The following is a 13763-nucleotide window of genomic DNA, read 5'->3' as shown; positions in this document are numbered from 1 at the left end:
GCCCTCGTAGAAACAAACGGGACGCGATACTTGGGCTTGTCGCCTCGTGGGGAGATCGCTCAGTCCCCATGAGCGTCATTACAACGAAACCGCCCCGGGCTGTCAATCGGCTCGTTGACTTGATTTTGCCCGGACATTCCGCAGGTCTATATTGCGGGTCAACGGACCGGACCTTTCGGAGACTTTTCGATGCATTCCCATTCGACCGAGCAATGGACCCATGACCACGCCTTCCTCGGCGAGAAGCACGACGAGAACGAGCGGCGCACCTGGCTCGTGGTCGTCCTGACCCTGGTCATGATGGTCGGCGAGATCGTTGCCGGCTCGCTGTTCGGCTCGATGGCGCTTTTGGCCGACGGCTGGCACATGGGCACGCATGCGGCCGCGCTCGGCATTGCCGCTTTCGCCTACCGTTTCGCGCGCCGGCACCTGGGGAATGCGCATTTCACCTTCGGCACGGGCAAGTTCGGCGATCTCGCCGCCTTCTCCAGCGCGATCATCCTGGGCCTGATCGCGGTCGAGATCGCCTATGAGAGCGTGCTGCGGCTGTTCACGCCGGTGCCGATCGTCTATGGCGAGGCCATCGCGGTCGCCGCCCTCGGCCTCTGCGTCAACCTCGTTAGCGCGTGGCTGCTGCGCGACAGCCATGATCACCACAATCACGGCCATGACCACGGCCATGGGCATGCGCATGATGATCACGACGATCACGGTCATCACCACCATCATCACGACAACAATCTTCGTGCGGCCTATGTCCACGTCATGGCCGATGCGGCGACCTCGGTGCTGGCGATCGCAGCGCTGGTGGTCGCGATGTATTCGGGATGGGTCTGGGCCGATCCGGCCGTCGGCCTGATCGGCAGCGCCGTGATCGCGAGCTGGGCGTTCGGCCTGGTCAAGTCATCAGGCGCGGTGCTGCTCGACGTGCGTGCCGACGAGAAGCTCGAACGCACCATCCGCGCCCGTATGGAGGTCGGAGAGGACCGCGTCACCGACCTGCATCTCTGGCAGGTCGGGCCCGGCCATTGCGCCGTGCTGGTCTCCGTGGTGTCGGACAAGCCGAAGCAGCCGGCCGTCTACAAGAAGCGGCTCGCTGGGCTGAAGGGCCTGAGCCACGTCACGGTCGAGGTCGAGACCTGCCCGCATTGATGTGATCTGCCGAAACGGAATTCGGCGGCACGGCCGGGGTTGGTCCTCGGTCGCAGCCATACACGGCTCTGCAAGAGGGACCAAGGATGATGCCCAGGATCAAGTTTGCTCTCGCCGTTGCCGCGCTGGCTCTGTCCGGCCACGCGGCCGTTGCGCAGTCCGAGAAATCGGGCGTCGAAAAGCTCTACGTCCTCAATTGCGGGGAGGGCACCGCCGGCGATATCTCGCGCTGGACGCCCGGCCTGAACGAAGGCAAGACGATGGACTTCGTCGACAGCTGCTATCTCATCAAGCACAGCAGCAAGGGCTGGTTCCTGTGGGACACCGGCATCGCCGATGCCGTCGCCGCCATGCCGAATGGCCTTGTCCCCGCCGATCCCAAGGCCGTCACCTGGCGGCGGCCGAAGACGTTGGCCGCCCAGCTCGAACAGCTCGGCCTCAAGCCGGATGACGTCAAGGCGATGGCGGTGTCGCATACGCATCCGGACCACACCGGCAATGTCGAGCTGTTCCCGCAGGCCACGCTCTACGTGCAGAAGACCGAATATGACTGGCCCGGCGCCAACAACGAACCGCGCTTCAAGCCCTCGCATCCGGTCGAGTTGCTCGCGGGTGACAAGGACGTATTCGGCGACGGCAGCGTGACCATCCTGTCGACGCCCGGCCACACGCCGGGACATCAGTCGCTGCTGGTGAAACTGCCGAAAACCGGCGCGGTGGTGCTGTCGGGCGACGCCGTCCACTTCAAGGACAATTGGGACAACCGCCGCGTCCCCAGCATGAACGCCAACAAGGACCAGAGCGCGGCGTCGATGCAGAAGATCGCGGACACGCTGACCAAGGAGAAGGCACAGCTCTGGATCAACCACGACAAGGCCCAGCGCGACAGCCAGAAGATGGCGCCTGAGTTTTACGACTAGCGTTTGCGCCGAGGCTGCTGCCACGACGCTGGCAGCAGCAGCGTGCTACGGCCCGGGAAAGCTCCGCGACAGGAGATGATCGTGGGAGAGTGGGCCGGGGTTGCGATCGCGCTGGCGTCGAGCAGCCTCGGTGGCACCGCCGCGGCGATCACCCGCTATCTCGTCGGCGGCGCCGATCCGGTTCTGCTGGCGATCCTGCGCTGGGGGATCGGCTTTCTCTGCCTGTTGCCTTGCGCGCTGCTGCTTGGCGTGCGCTGGCCGCAGCGGCCCGACTGGCCGGCCGTGGCCCTTCTCGGCATCTGCTTCTTCGGCCTGTTCTTCATCCTCTACAATATCGCGGTGTCCTACACGACCGCCGCGCGCGCCAGTCTCGCGCTGGCGACGCTGCCGCTCCACACCATGGTGGTCGGTGCGATCCTCGGCGTCGAGCGTCTGACGGCGCGCAAGATCATTGGCGTTGGCATCGCCGTGCTCGGTGTGACAGCCGCGCTGGCAGCGGGGCTCGCCCAGAGCCCGCCGGGCGCCTGGCGCGGCGAGTTGATCATGACCGGTGCCGTGTTCTGCATGGCGTTCTACAACGTGCTGTCGCGCCCGCTGATGCAGCGCTCCAGCGCATTGGGTTTTCTCACCGTCGGCATGGGCGCGGGTGCTGCTGTGCTGGTGCTGGCGGGGTTCGTGAAGGGCAGCTTTGCGGCGCTCGATCACTTCACGACGGCGCAGTGGATCGCCGGCATCTATCTCGGCATCGGCGGCGGCGCGCTCGCCTTCATCCTCTGGGTGATGGCGCTGGCGCGGGCGACGCCGACCCGCGTTGCCAATACCATGACGGTCAATCCGATTGCCGCGACCTTGCTTGCGGCGCTGCTCATCGGCGAGCCGATCACCGCAAACCTTCTGATCGGGCTGGTTGCTGTGTTCGCCGGCATCTGGATCGCGACCAGCCAGGCGAAGCCGGCCTAGTTGCGCGGTGCCGTGACCGGGGGCGGGCTGGCGTCCGGTGTCTTCTTCGGCTTGAGCGTGCCGGCGTAGAACGAGAGCAGCCAGACCAGGATGATGGCGAGGAGATAGACGCCCCAGGCCTGTGGCGGCGTGGTTGCCCAGCGCAGCAGGCCTTTGAAAGTGCGGGGCGGGCTGTTGTCTTCGCTCATGGCCCGCTTGTGCGCGAAAGCGGCTGCGCGGTCAATCCGGGCGCCGTTCGGCGCGGATCATGAACAGCGCGGCCAGCGCCGAGAGGCTGAGCGCGGACGAGACCATCAACACCTTGGCGCCCATGACGTCGATGAGCAGGCCGAAGGCCAGCGGCGCCACCGCCTGCGCCATCCGTGCCGGCGCGCCGATGATGCCGAGGCGGTAGCCGAAATCTTTCGGCCCGAAGATCGACAGCGGCAGCGTGCCGCGCGCGATCGTGAGAATGCCGTTGCCCGAGCCGTGGAGCAGCGCAAACGCGCTTGCGGCGGGCGCGCCGAAGATGGCGACGACGGCGGCACCGAGCGGGTGGGTGACGCAGGCAAGGCGCGTCGACCACAGCGGATGGAAGCGGCTCAGAAAGCCCGCTTCGAGAATGCGTGCGGCCACCTGTGCCGGGCCGATCAGCGCGCCGGCGGCGATAGCCTCGACATGCGTTGCGCCCGTGGCCTCCAGCAGGCGCGGGAAATGGACGGCCATTGCGCCGGTGACGGTCCAGACCGCCGCGAAGACGAAGGCGAGCAGCACCATGGTTCGGTCGAGCGGCAAATGCGGCTTCTCGGCCGTCGCCGCGGCCTGCCTGGCGCCCTTGATCGCCGGCAGCATGAAGAAGTTCAGGGGCAGGCCGATCAGGAGATTGGCGGCCGCCCAGGCGAAACAGGTCTCGCGCCATCCGATATGGGACAGGCCCCAGGCGGTGAGGGGCCAGCCGACGGTGGAGGCGAAGCCTGCCATCAGCGTGATGCCGGTGATAGGCCTGCGCGCCTCGGTGCCGTAGATGCGGCTGAGCGCGGCGAAGGCGGCATCGTACAGCCCCATCGCCATGCCGATGCCGAGCACGAGCCAGGCGAACGCCATCACCGCCAATGATTGCGAGAGGCCGAGCAGGACGAGACCGGCGGCCATCGTCAGGTTCGAGACCGACAGCACCTGCCGGCCCCCGAACAGATCGATCTGCCGCCCGATGCGCGGGCCGAGCATCGCCGAGATCACGAGCGAGGCCGAGAACGCGCCAAAGATCCAGTTGGAGGAGACGCCGAGGTCGCGCGCCATGGGATCGGCGAGCAGCGCCGGCAGGTAGTAGCTGGAAGCCCAGGCCAGGGTCTGCGTGGTGCCGAGCGCCAGGATGATCGGAAGCTGGCGCTGGCTCATCTTGGTGCGATTCTGGTCTCGGTGTGCGGCGGTGTCATCGGTTGCATTTGCGGCCCGCGGCGAGAGTGCGTCAACAGCGTCCGCGACATATTCGATCTGCTGCGGACGGGAGCCTTGGTTGCGCACGGTTCGCGCGTGGCCTTTCGCTCGTCACGAATGCACGCCATAATGGCGCATGCAATTGACCTCGCGCCTCGCGCTGATGAACTGGCTGACCGGCCAAGGGCTGACGGGCTTGCCCGAAAACGAGCTGCTCCGCGGCTTCTGCGAGCGCTGCCGCGCCGAAGGGCTGGAACTCTCGCGCGGGCTCGTCGTGATCGACACGCTGCATCCGATCTATGAGGGCCGCGGCTTCCGCTGGAGCGACCGTCCCAGCAACGAGAGCGACGCATTCGAATACGGCTCGACTGCCGAGGGCGACGCGGCCAAGAGCTGGCGCCGCTCGGTGTTCTTCCACATGCTCGAGCACGGCAACGACGAGATGGTGATTGATCTCGCCGATGCGCCCTCAATGGATTTCTCGCAGATCGGCGAGCTCGCGGAAAAAGGCCACAAGCACTATCTCGCCTTCGTGCATCGCTTCGGCGAGAACGGCGCGCTCGGCCTGATGGATTGCCTCTATTCCTGCTGGACCACGCGCCGCGATAGCGGCTTCTCCGAACCCGAGCTCGAAGCTCTGCGCGATCTCGTGCCGGTGCTGGGGCTCGCGATCAAGTCGGCGCAGCAGGTCGACATCGCGCGAACGCTCGGCCGCGTCTATCTCGGCCGCGATGCCTCCGCGCAGGTGCTGGGCGGGCGCATCACGCGCGGCGTCACCGAGCGCATCAACGCCGTGCTGTGGTATTCGGATTTGCGCGGCTCGACCGGGATCAGCGAGAGCATCGGCCCCGACGAGATCATCCCGTTCCTCAACGACTATGCGCAGGCCGTGATCGACGCGATCCACGATGCCGGCGGCGACGTCCTGAAGCTGATCGGCGATGGCGTGCTCGCGATGTTCTGGGGGGAGGACATGTCGGACGCGCGGCGCGCTGCGCTACGCGCCGAGCATCTGTTCCGCAAGAACGTCGCTGCGCTGAATAAGCGGCGGGAGGCCGATGGCCGTCCCACGACGTCGGCCTATATCGGCCTGCATGTCGGCGAGGTCTTTTACGGCAATATCGGCAGCGCGGACCGACTCGACTTCACCGTCGTCGGCCCCACCGTCAACGAGGTCAGTCGCATCGCCTCGATGAGCCGTTCGGTCGACCGCGAGCTGCTGGCCTCGGCCGAGTTCTACAAGGGCCTGGACGCCACCGGCCGCCGCTACCTCGTCTCCACCGGACGCTACGCGCTGCGCGGCATCGGCCGTGCGCAGGACCTCTACACGCTCGATCCCGAGGTCGATACGAGCGAGCCGGTGACCGGGAGCTACGAGCGGTATCTGGCGAACTAGCGGCGGATCGTAGGGGCCGAGGCATTGGGCGTTTTCGTTCGATCCTTGGCGGGCCATTGTTCGGAAAACGGCGGCATCGAAGTCTCCTTGCCGGTCATGCGCTCAATGGCGACGGCGTAGACGGTGATGATGTCGAGCCGCGGGAAGAACCCCTTCGGTCGCGTCGTATCCGGCTTGCCGTATTTGGCCATCAACGTTTCGCAGAACCGCTGCTTGATGCCCGTGTCGCCCACGACCCTGATGCGGCCGAACAGGCATATGCTTCGATAGGCGAGGCCGGAATCGCATTCGAACCGACCATAGTCGAAGACACCTTCGTGCTCATCGATCTCGATGCAGACGCGGGGATCTCGCTCGATGTTTGCGCGCAGATGTCCCCGGGCGGCCGTCGTGTGCAGATACACCTCACCATCGAGCCAGAGATAGAGGAGCGGGATACAGTAGGGAAAGCCGTCCTCGCTGACTGTCGCAAGATGGCCAGCATATCCGCGTGGCAGCATCTCCAGGATCCGCTCCTGCGACATCGCGCGGTCCTCGCGACGGATTTGCGGTGAACTCATGGTGCAAGGCGCTCCGCGCCGTAATCCGAATGAGTGGACATTTCAGGTTTCCTTGTTATCCGAAACAGGATAGAAAAATAGTGGTCTTGAGCAAAGGTCCACTTGGTCCTATTGCGGCATACCACTTCTCGACGTGCGGCTCACCCTGTCGGACGAGGACCCGTGAAGAGCAGGCAGAGCTGGGCAGAACTCTATTCCTTCAGCGTCGACCGCACGGCGGAGGCGCCGGTATTCCGCCAAATCTACCTCGAGCTACGATCGGCAATTCTGTCCGGAGCGCTTCGTCCGGCGGCCAAGTTGCCCTCGACGCGCGACCTTGCGGCGCAGCTCGGCGTCTCGCGTACCGCAGTTGTTTCGGCTTTCGAGCAGCTGCTAGCCGAAGGTTATGCCTTCGGCAGGAAGGGGGCGGGGACTTACGTTGCGTCCGATCTGCCTGAACCGTTTGCAGCGCCTCATGGCCGCAAGACGCGGGCGGTACCGGCCGCGGCAGGCGCGGCCTCCTTTCACGGCCTCGGCGATTTCGTCGATGTGACGACGCAAAATGACGAGCGTCCCTTCAACCTGGGTCGCACGCTGTTGGATGCACGTAGCGCCGAATTGTGGCGCAAACTCACGGCGCGCACGCTGCGATCGTTTGAGCGACATCATCTCGGCTATGGCGATCCGCGTGGCTTGCTGGAGCTGCGCAAGTCGGTTTGCGACTATCTTCGGGCCGCACGCGGCGTGCGCTGCGAGGTCGACCAGATCGTGATCACCGCCGGTACGCAGCAAGCCGTGGACATCGTCGCACGTGTCATGCCCGGGCCGGACAAGGAGGTCTGGATCGAAGACCCCGGCTATACCCTGACCCGTCTTACGCTCGCTGCGTCAGGCGCGAAGGTTTGCGCCATCCCGGTTGACCAGCACGGCGTCAACGTCACGGAAGGGATCCGCCGCGCCCCGAAGGCGCGCGCAGTTTTCATAACGGCCTCGCACCAGTTTCCGACAGGCGTTCCCCTGTCGATGGCGCGCCGCCTCGAACTTCTCGCCTGGGCCCGCGAGTCCGGCGCCTGGATCATCGAGGACGATTACGCCAGCGAATTCCGCTACGGCGGCCGTCCCCTCGCTTCGCTCCAGGGCCTGGATGAGGCCGGCCGTGTCATTTACGTCGGAACTCTCAACAAGGCGCTCTTCCCCGGATTGCGGCTTGGCTACGCCGTGCTACCACACCCGCTGGTGCGGAATTTCGTTGCCGCGCGCTATCTGATCGACCGTCAACCGTCGAGCCTCTGCCAGTCCGTTGCTGCGGCCTTCATGGAAGAGGGGCATTTCGCAGCCCACATCCGCAGAATGCGGGAAGTGTACCGCCGCCAGCGCGATACCCTCGTTGCGGCACTGAGGCGGCGCCTGGGCGACCATTTGTCGGTCGAGCCGCCGGATCAGGGCATGCACCTGGTTGCCTACACGCGACGGGGACTTTCCGACGTGAAGATCGAACGGGCCGCTCGCGACCACGGCGTCACCGTTCGCGCGATGAGCCGCCACTATATCGAGGCGCCGGCGCAGTCGGCGCTGATGCTGGGCTTTAGCGGCTACCCGCAGCAGACCATTGCGCCGGCGGTTGCCCGATTGGCGCGGGCCATCGCCGCTGATTGCGTACCGGACTAGCACCGCGCCGGCACCTCGTCCCCCACCATGGCCGGCTGCCGATCCAGCGCCACGGCGGGAGAGAGCCAGATCACCAGCGCCTGCACGCCGAACACGGCGGCTGCGAGATACAGGCAGGCCTCCGCGCTCCAGAGGCCGCCGACGATCGCGCCCAGCGCCGAGCCGAGCGGGCGGGCGCCGTAGCTCATGATGTTGATGGCGGAGACGCGTCCGAGCAGGCGCGGCGGCGTCACGGACTGGCGCAGGGTCGTGGTCGAAATCACCCACAGGATCGGCCCGACGCCAAGCAGGAAGAAGCTCAAGGCGGCGAGCCAGGGCGAGGGGACCAGCACCGTCAGCGCCATCACCACCGCAGCGACGAAACCCGTGACCGGGCCAAGGCCGACCACCGTCCCGAAAGCGATGCGCTTCATCACGCGCGTGGCGAACAGCGCGCCGATCACCATGCCGACGCCGTACATCGTCAGCACGGTGCCGACGCCTGCGGCCGTCAGGCCGAGATGGCGTACCGCGTAGGGCACGAACACGGCGATCTGGAGGAACCAGCCGGTGTTGAAGATGAATTGGGTGATGAACACCGGCCGCAGCAGCGGATGGTGGAACACGAAGGCCGCGCCCTCGCGGATGTCCTGGAACGGATGGCGCCGCGGCGAGGGCGTCCGGGTGGGCTCGTAGATGCCGGAGAGCAGCACGACGGCGATGGCCGAGAGCGCTGCGGCAAAGCCGAAGGCCGGGCTCGCACCCCACCAGCCGACCAGCGCGCCGCCGAGCGCAGGCCCGCTTGCAAAGGCGATGGTGCGGGCGAGCTCGATGCGGGCATTTGCCGACGGCAACAGCTCCGCGCTCACCAGCGAGGGCACCAGGGCCGGCGCCGCCACGCTGTAGACGACCGTGCCGCATACGGCGGCAAAGCCGAGCAGAGCGAGAAGCGGCAAATTGAGCGCGCCAAGTGTGAGCAGCAGCACGATGGCCGCGAGCGCGACCGCACGCAGCGCTTCGGCACCCGCCATCAGCGAGCGGCGGGAGATGCGGTCGGCGAGCAGGCCGGCCGGAATGGCGAACAGGACGAAGGGCAGGGTGAGGGCGGTCTGGAGCAGGCCGGTCTGGCCTTCCGCAACACCCAGCGTGAGCACGGCGACGATGGGGGCCGCGGCCAGCGCGATCTGCTCGGCCGATTGCGCCGCCAGGTTGGACCAGGCGAGGCGGTTGAAGGTGTCGGGGAGGCGAAGCGGGTTTGACATGGCGCATTTCCTGCAAAGTCGTGCTGGCGCCAGTATCCGCCCCCGAGGACGGCCAAACCCACCCGCTTCCCGACAGGGCGGCGGATAACCGCCGCGTCGGGACCTCATCGGCTAGATGCAGTTGCAAATGAGTTGCAATAAGCTTCGACTTCGGTATTCTGCTGATATGGATGCCCGCTCCCCCGATTTGACCCAAGATGCCGCCGGCTGGCGCACTGATGCGCCTGCTACCAAGAGCCTCGCCGAGGTGAACGCCACGATTGCCATCCCCACGGCGGGGGTGTGGTGGCGGCGATTCCTCGCCTTTGTCGGCCCCGGCTATCTGGTCTCGGTCGGCTACATGGACCCCGGCAACTGGGCGACCGACCTCGCCGGAGGGTCGAAGTTCGGCTACACGCTGCTTTCGGTCATCCTGCTCTCGAATTTGATGGCGATCCTGCTCCAGTCGCTGGCGGCGCGGCTCGGCATCGTCACCGACCGCGACCTCGCGCAGGCCTGCCGCGCGACCTATTCGCCGGCGGTGAACTTCCTGCTCTGGCTCGCCTGCGAGGCGGCGATCATCGCCTGCGATCTCGCCGAGGTCATCGGCACAGCGATCGCGCTCAAACTGCTGTTCGGCATTCCCCTGATCGGCGGTGCGCTGCTTGCCGCGCTCGATGCGTTCCTGCTGCTGCTCCTGATGAACCGCGGCTTTCGCTTTCTCGAAGCGTTCGTCATCGCGATGCTTGTCGTGATCGCGGTCTGCTTCGTGGTCCAGATCGTGGCCGCGGCGCCGCCGATGGCGGAAGTCCTGCACGGCTTCATGCCGAAGACCGAGATCTTCACCAATCCGGAAATGCTCTACATCGCGATCGGCATCATCGGCGCGACCGTGATGCCGCATAATCTCTATCTGCACTCCTCGATCGTGCAGACGCGCGCCTATGAGCGCAACGACACCGGCCGGCGCGAAGCGATCAAATGGGCGACGACGGACTCGACCATCGCCCTGATGCTGGCACTGTTCATCAATGCCGCGATCCTCGTCGTGGCAGCCGCGACCTTCCACAAGAGCGGCCATTCCGACGTCGCCGAGATCGGCCAGGCTTTCGAGCTGTTGTCGCCGCTGCTCGGCCTCGGTATCGCCTCGACGCTGTTTGCGATTGCGCTGCTCGCCTCGGGCCTGAACTCGACGGTGACAGCGACGCTCGCCGGCCAGATCGTGATGGAAGGGTTTCTCGACCTGCGCCTGCCGAGCTGGGCGCGCCGCCTCTTGACGCGCGGCATCGCGATCGTTCCGGTGATCGTCGTCACCGCGATCTATGGCGAACGCGGCACGGCCGATCTGCTGGTGTTCAGCCAGGTCGTGCTGTCGATGCAGCTGCCCTTCGCCGTCATCCCGCTGGTGCGCTTCGTCTCGGATCGGCGCAAGATGGGGAAGTTCGCGATACCGCCATACGTCGCCGCGATCGCGTGGATCGTCGCGGGCATCATCGTGATTTTGAACGTGAAGTTGCTGGTGGATACGCTGTTCGGGTGAGTGTTCGCCCAACACACCGCCGTCGTCGCCCGGCTTGACCGGGCGACCCAGTATTCCAGAGACGGTTGTGATTGAGCCGAGAAGCCGCGGCGTACTGGATGCCCCGGTCAAGCCGGGGCATGACAGCGAGCTAATCCTGCGGCTCTGACGTCGCGTCACCTTGCGCATCGATGCGCAGCCAGCCTGACGGCGCAAGGCGCTGCTGCGGCAGGAAGCGGGCCTTGTAGTCCATCTTCTTCGAGCCCTCGATCCAGTATCCGAGATAGACGTAAGGCAGCCCCTGGCGGCGGGCGCGGGCGATGTGGTCGAGGATCATGAAGGTGCCCATCGACCGACTGACCTGGCTCGGCTCGAAGAACGAATAGACCATCGACAGGCCGTCGCTGAGCACGTCGGTCAGCGCCACCGCGATCAGCTCCTCACCGCGGCCGGTGATGCCGCTGTCGGGGCCGCGCTTGCGGTACTCGATGATGCGGGTCTCGACATGGCTGTCCTCGACCATCATGGCGTAGTCGAGCACGGTCATGTCGGCCATGCCGCCATGGCGGTGGCGGGAGTCGAGATAGGCGCGGAACACCGAATATTGCTCGGAGGTCGGCACCGCACTGCGCTGCTCGCCGATGATGTCGGCGTTGCGCGCGATGACTTTCCGGAAGTTGCGGGAGGGGCGGAACTCGTTGGCGACCACCCGGACGGAAACGCAGGCGCGGCACTGGTCGCAGGCCGGCCGGTAGGCGATCGACTGGCTGCGGCGGAACCCGCCATGGGTCAGGAGGTCGTTGAGGTCGCCCGCGCGCTCCCCCACGAGGTGCGTAAACACCTTGCGCTCATGCCGGCCCGGCAGATACGGGCAGGGAGAGGGCGCCGTGAGGTAAAATTGGGGGGTGTCGCGCGAGTGCTGGGTCAAGGGACGTCGTGGGCCTCCAAAGTGGGCATCAGCATCGCGCTACGAAGGCCCCTGGTCAATCGGTCTACTCGGCAGGTCAGATCACTCAGTTTAGTCGGTCCTGGTTGATAGGTTCTTGATCATCAGGCTCTCAGTAGGTCCTTGCCGCCTGCGGCACGGGCGCGCGGACGGAATTGTTGATCACGACCGTTCCCAGCACGACATCATGCAGCAGGCGCCGGCGGCCGTTGAACAGCCCAACCAGCACCACGAAAGGTGTCAGGAACGAGACCGTCACCCAGAACAGCACGGCATGGGTGGCGCCGAGCACGAAATATCCGGGCGCGCCGTACCAGGTGCGCAACTCCAGATCCATCAGGCGCATGCCGATCGTCGCGGACGACGGACCGCCGATGCAGGCACCGTAATAGACGATCGCCCAAACAACGGAGGCCGGCCAGGCCAGCCAGAACAGCGCCCAGCCGATGCCGAGCGTGACGATGCCGAACAGCGCGATGAAGATGTAGCCGAGGATCACGGGAACGGAGATCACGACCATGTCGATCAGGAACGCGAACGCCCGCCGCGTTGCCACGCCACGGAACAATTCCGGGTGCAGATAGGGATCGTAGGCGTGCGGTTGCATGGCGCCGTCATTGCGCCAGGCATTGCCCGAGTCCGAATACGACATAGTCCGTTCTCCCAAGGGAAACTCCCGTGGCAGGACATGGGAGCAAGTCATCCCCGTGCCAAGGGCGTGCGGGCGTCAACAAGCCGAAATATTCCGGCAATTCGGGGGCGGGGCTGTTACCGCTGTCGTTCAGGGAGGGCGTCGTAGGGTAGGCAAAGGCGCGTTAGCGCCGTGCCCACCATCGTTCCGCGATCGCTAGCTGGCATGGTGGGCACGCTTCCGCCTTCGCTCTTCGAGCTACGGCGGACAAGCCGCTTGGCCCACCCTGCGATGCCTTACGTTTGGCTCCGCAGCTTCTCCGCCACCTTCGGCGCAAAATAGCTGAGCACGCCGTCGGCGCCGGCGCGCTTGAACGCCAACAGGCTCTCCATCATCGCGCGCTCGCCGTCGAGCCAGCCATTGTTGGCGGCCGCTGCGATCATCGCGTATTCGCCGGAGACCTGGTAGGCGAAGGTCGGCATCGCAAACGTGTCCTTCACGCGCCGGACCACGTCGAGATAGGGCATGCCGGGCTTCACCATCACCATGTCGGCACCCTCGGAGATGTCGAGGTCGACCTCGCGCAGCGCCTCGTCGGTGTTGGCGCTGTCCATCTGGTAGGTGCGCTTGTCGCCGGTGAGCGTCTTGGCCGAACCGATGGCGTCGCGGAACGGGCCGTAGAAGGCGGAGGCGTACTTTGCCGCATAGGCCATGATCTGCACGTCGAGCAGACCTGAGCGGTCCAGCCCCTCGCGGATCGCGGCGACGCGGCCGTCCATCATGTCGGAGGGCGCGATGATGTCGCAGCCGGCTTCGGCCTGGACCAGCGCCTGGCGCACCAGCACCGCGACCGTCTCGTCGTTCAAAATCTTGCCGTCGGAGATCAGGCCGTCATGGCCGTGGCTGGTGAAGGGATCGAGCGCGACGTCGCAGAGGATGCCGATGTCAGGAAACTCCTTCTTGATCGCGCGCACCGCCTGGCAGACCAGGTTGTTCGGATTGGTCGCCTCGGAGCCTTCCTCGTCGCGCAGGGACGGGTCGGTGTAGGGAAACAGCGCGAGGCAGGGGATGGTGAGCTTCATGGCGCGCTCGGCCTCGCGCACGGCCTGGTCGACGCTGAGGCGGTCGACGCCCGGCATCGAGGCGATCTGCTCGCGCTTGTTGTCGCCGTCGATCAGGAACAGCGGCCAGATCAAATCGTCGGTGGTGAGCACGTTCTCGCGCACCATGCGCCGGGCCCATTCGGCCTTGCGGTTGCGGCGCGGGCGGACGGTCAGATCGAGGGCAGGGGAGGCACTGGCGCCATCCCGGCGCGAAACCTCGCGCAATTCGATCGGACGTCCGTATTTGATCGCCATCATTCTTCCTCCGGCTGGAATTATTCTTATACCAGCTC

13 protein-coding genes are annotated in these 13763 nt (G+C 65.8%); 6 read left to right on the top strand and 7 right to left on the bottom strand.

Annotation, left to right across the window (positions count from 1 at the left end):
• Positions 1-189 precede the first annotated feature (189 nt).
• The 3 genes from dmeF to IVB46_RS21550 all read left to right on the top strand — a co-directional run bounded on the left by dmeF (position 190) and on the right by IVB46_RS21550 (position 3032).
• Complete coding sequence (gene dmeF, locus IVB46_RS21560) at positions 190-1152, top strand: CDF family Co(II)/Ni(II) efflux transporter DmeF (RefSeq protein ID WP_247302076.1); 963 nt, start codon at positions 190-192, stop codon at positions 1150-1152.
• Positions 1153-1238: 86 nt separating this feature from the next.
• Positions 1239-2072 (top strand): N-acyl homoserine lactonase family protein, encoded by an 834-nt coding sequence (locus IVB46_RS21555; RefSeq protein WP_247302073.1) that lies wholly within the window; start codon positions 1239-1241, stop codon positions 2070-2072.
• 81 nt (positions 2073-2153) lie between these two features.
• Positions 2154-3032: a DMT family transporter gene (locus IVB46_RS21550; RefSeq protein ID WP_247302070.1), complete on the top strand. Its 879-nt coding sequence runs from the start codon at positions 2154-2156 to the stop codon at positions 3030-3032.
• Here IVB46_RS21550 and IVB46_RS21545 read toward each other — a convergent pair.
• Both IVB46_RS21545 and IVB46_RS21540 read right to left on the bottom strand, forming a co-directional pair.
• Entirely contained in the window at positions 3029-3220 is a 192-nt protein-coding gene (locus tag IVB46_RS21545; protein ID WP_071913207.1) for a hypothetical protein, read from the bottom strand. The two genes, IVB46_RS21550 and IVB46_RS21545, sit on opposite strands and share 4 nt — an antisense overlap.
• 31 nt (positions 3221-3251) lie before the next feature.
• On the bottom strand, positions 3252-4409 hold the full coding sequence (locus IVB46_RS21540; protein WP_247302068.1) for an MFS transporter: 1158 nt from the start codon (positions 4407-4409) through the stop codon (positions 3252-3254).
• 175 nt (positions 4410-4584) lie between these two features.
• On the opposite strand from IVB46_RS21540, the gene IVB46_RS21535 reads away from it, so the two are divergent.
• A complete protein-coding gene (locus IVB46_RS21535) occupies positions 4585-5844 on the top strand; it encodes an adenylate/guanylate cyclase domain-containing protein (RefSeq protein ID WP_247302065.1) in 1260 nt (419 codons plus the stop codon).
• On the opposite strand, the gene IVB46_RS21530 is transcribed toward IVB46_RS21535, so the two are convergent.
• On the bottom strand, positions 5841-6404 hold the full coding sequence (locus IVB46_RS21530) for a pyridoxamine 5'-phosphate oxidase family protein (RefSeq protein ID WP_247302062.1): 564 nt from the start codon (positions 6402-6404) through the stop codon (positions 5841-5843). The genes IVB46_RS21535 and IVB46_RS21530 overlap by 4 nt on opposite strands.
• 162 nt (positions 6405-6566) lie before the next feature.
• Here IVB46_RS21530 and IVB46_RS21525 point away from each other — a divergent pair, with 162 nt between their 5' ends.
• Positions 6567-8051, top strand: a complete 1485-nt coding sequence (locus IVB46_RS21525) for a PLP-dependent aminotransferase family protein (RefSeq protein ID WP_247302060.1) — start codon at positions 6567-6569, stop codon at positions 8049-8051.
• Here IVB46_RS21525 and IVB46_RS21520 read toward each other — a convergent pair.
• A complete protein-coding gene (locus tag IVB46_RS21520) occupies positions 8048-9292 on the bottom strand; it encodes an MFS transporter (protein ID WP_135215699.1) in 1245 nt (414 codons plus the stop codon). The genes IVB46_RS21525 and IVB46_RS21520 overlap by 4 nt on opposite strands.
• 166 nt (positions 9293-9458) lie before the next feature.
• Here IVB46_RS21520 and IVB46_RS21515 point away from each other — a divergent pair, with 166 nt between their 5' ends.
• Positions 9459-10811 carry an Nramp family divalent metal transporter gene (locus tag IVB46_RS21515; RefSeq protein WP_063982850.1) on the top strand — a complete coding sequence of 451 codons (1353 nt, stop codon included), beginning with the start codon at positions 9459-9461 and terminating at the stop codon, positions 10809-10811.
• Positions 10812-10941: 130 nt separating this feature from the next.
• Here the strand turns inward: IVB46_RS21515 and IVB46_RS21510 are convergent, their stop codons facing one another.
• The 3 genes from IVB46_RS21510 to hemB all read right to left on the bottom strand — a co-directional run bounded on the left by IVB46_RS21510 (position 10942) and on the right by hemB (position 13725).
• Complete coding sequence (locus tag IVB46_RS21510) at positions 10942-11718, bottom strand: arginyltransferase (protein WP_014494765.1); 777 nt, start codon at positions 11716-11718, stop codon at positions 10942-10944.
• Positions 11719-11848: 130 nt separating this feature from the next.
• On the bottom strand, positions 11849-12388 hold the full coding sequence (locus IVB46_RS21505; protein ID WP_071913216.1) for an RDD family protein: 540 nt from the start codon (positions 12386-12388) through the stop codon (positions 11849-11851).
• 275 nt (positions 12389-12663) lie between these two features.
• The gene (hemB, locus tag IVB46_RS21500) at positions 12664-13725 is read right to left on the bottom strand and encodes a porphobilinogen synthase (protein ID WP_247302108.1); all 1062 of its coding nucleotides are present in this window, start codon (positions 13723-13725) and stop codon (positions 12664-12666) included.
• Positions 13726-13763: the final 38 nt, after the last annotated feature.

The organism is Bradyrhizobium sp. 61, assembly GCF_023073075.1.
Taxonomy (GTDB): Bacteria; Pseudomonadota; Alphaproteobacteria; order Rhizobiales; family Xanthobacteraceae; genus Bradyrhizobium; species Bradyrhizobium barranii.
This window is presented reverse-complemented; position numbering and strand designations above follow the sequence as displayed.

What these genes read in the sequence shown, in the direction of transcription:
- IVB46_RS21505 (WP_071913216.1), bottom strand. Translation starts at nt 12,388, where the DNA reads ATGTCGTATTCGGACTCGGGCAATGCCTGGCGCAATGACGGCGCCATG.
- IVB46_RS21515 (WP_063982850.1), top strand. Translation starts at nt 9,459, where the DNA reads ATGGATGCCCGCTCCCCCGATTTGACCCAAGATGCCGCCGGCTGGCGC.
- IVB46_RS21555 (WP_247302073.1), top strand. Translation starts at nt 1,239, where the DNA reads ATGATGCCCAGGATCAAGTTTGCTCTCGCCGTTGCCGCGCTGGCTCTG.
- hemB (WP_247302108.1), bottom strand. Translation starts at nt 13,725, where the DNA reads ATGGCGATCAAATACGGACGTCCGATCGAATTGCGCGAGGTTTCGCGC.
- IVB46_RS21520 (WP_135215699.1), bottom strand. Translation starts at nt 9,292, where the DNA reads ATGTCAAACCCGCTTCGCCTCCCCGACACCTTCAACCGCCTCGCCTGG.
- IVB46_RS21540 (WP_247302068.1), bottom strand. Translation starts at nt 4,409, where the DNA reads ATGAGCCAGCGCCAGCTTCCGATCATCCTGGCGCTCGGCACCACGCAG.
- IVB46_RS21535 (WP_247302065.1), top strand. Translation starts at nt 4,585, where the DNA reads ATGCAATTGACCTCGCGCCTCGCGCTGATGAACTGGCTGACCGGCCAA.
- dmeF (WP_247302076.1), top strand. Translation starts at nt 190, where the DNA reads ATGCATTCCCATTCGACCGAGCAATGGACCCATGACCACGCCTTCCTC.
- IVB46_RS21530 (WP_247302062.1), bottom strand. Translation starts at nt 6,404, where the DNA reads ATGAGTTCACCGCAAATCCGTCGCGAGGACCGCGCGATGTCGCAGGAG.
- IVB46_RS21545 (WP_071913207.1), bottom strand. Translation starts at nt 3,220, where the DNA reads ATGAGCGAAGACAACAGCCCGCCCCGCACTTTCAAAGGCCTGCTGCGC.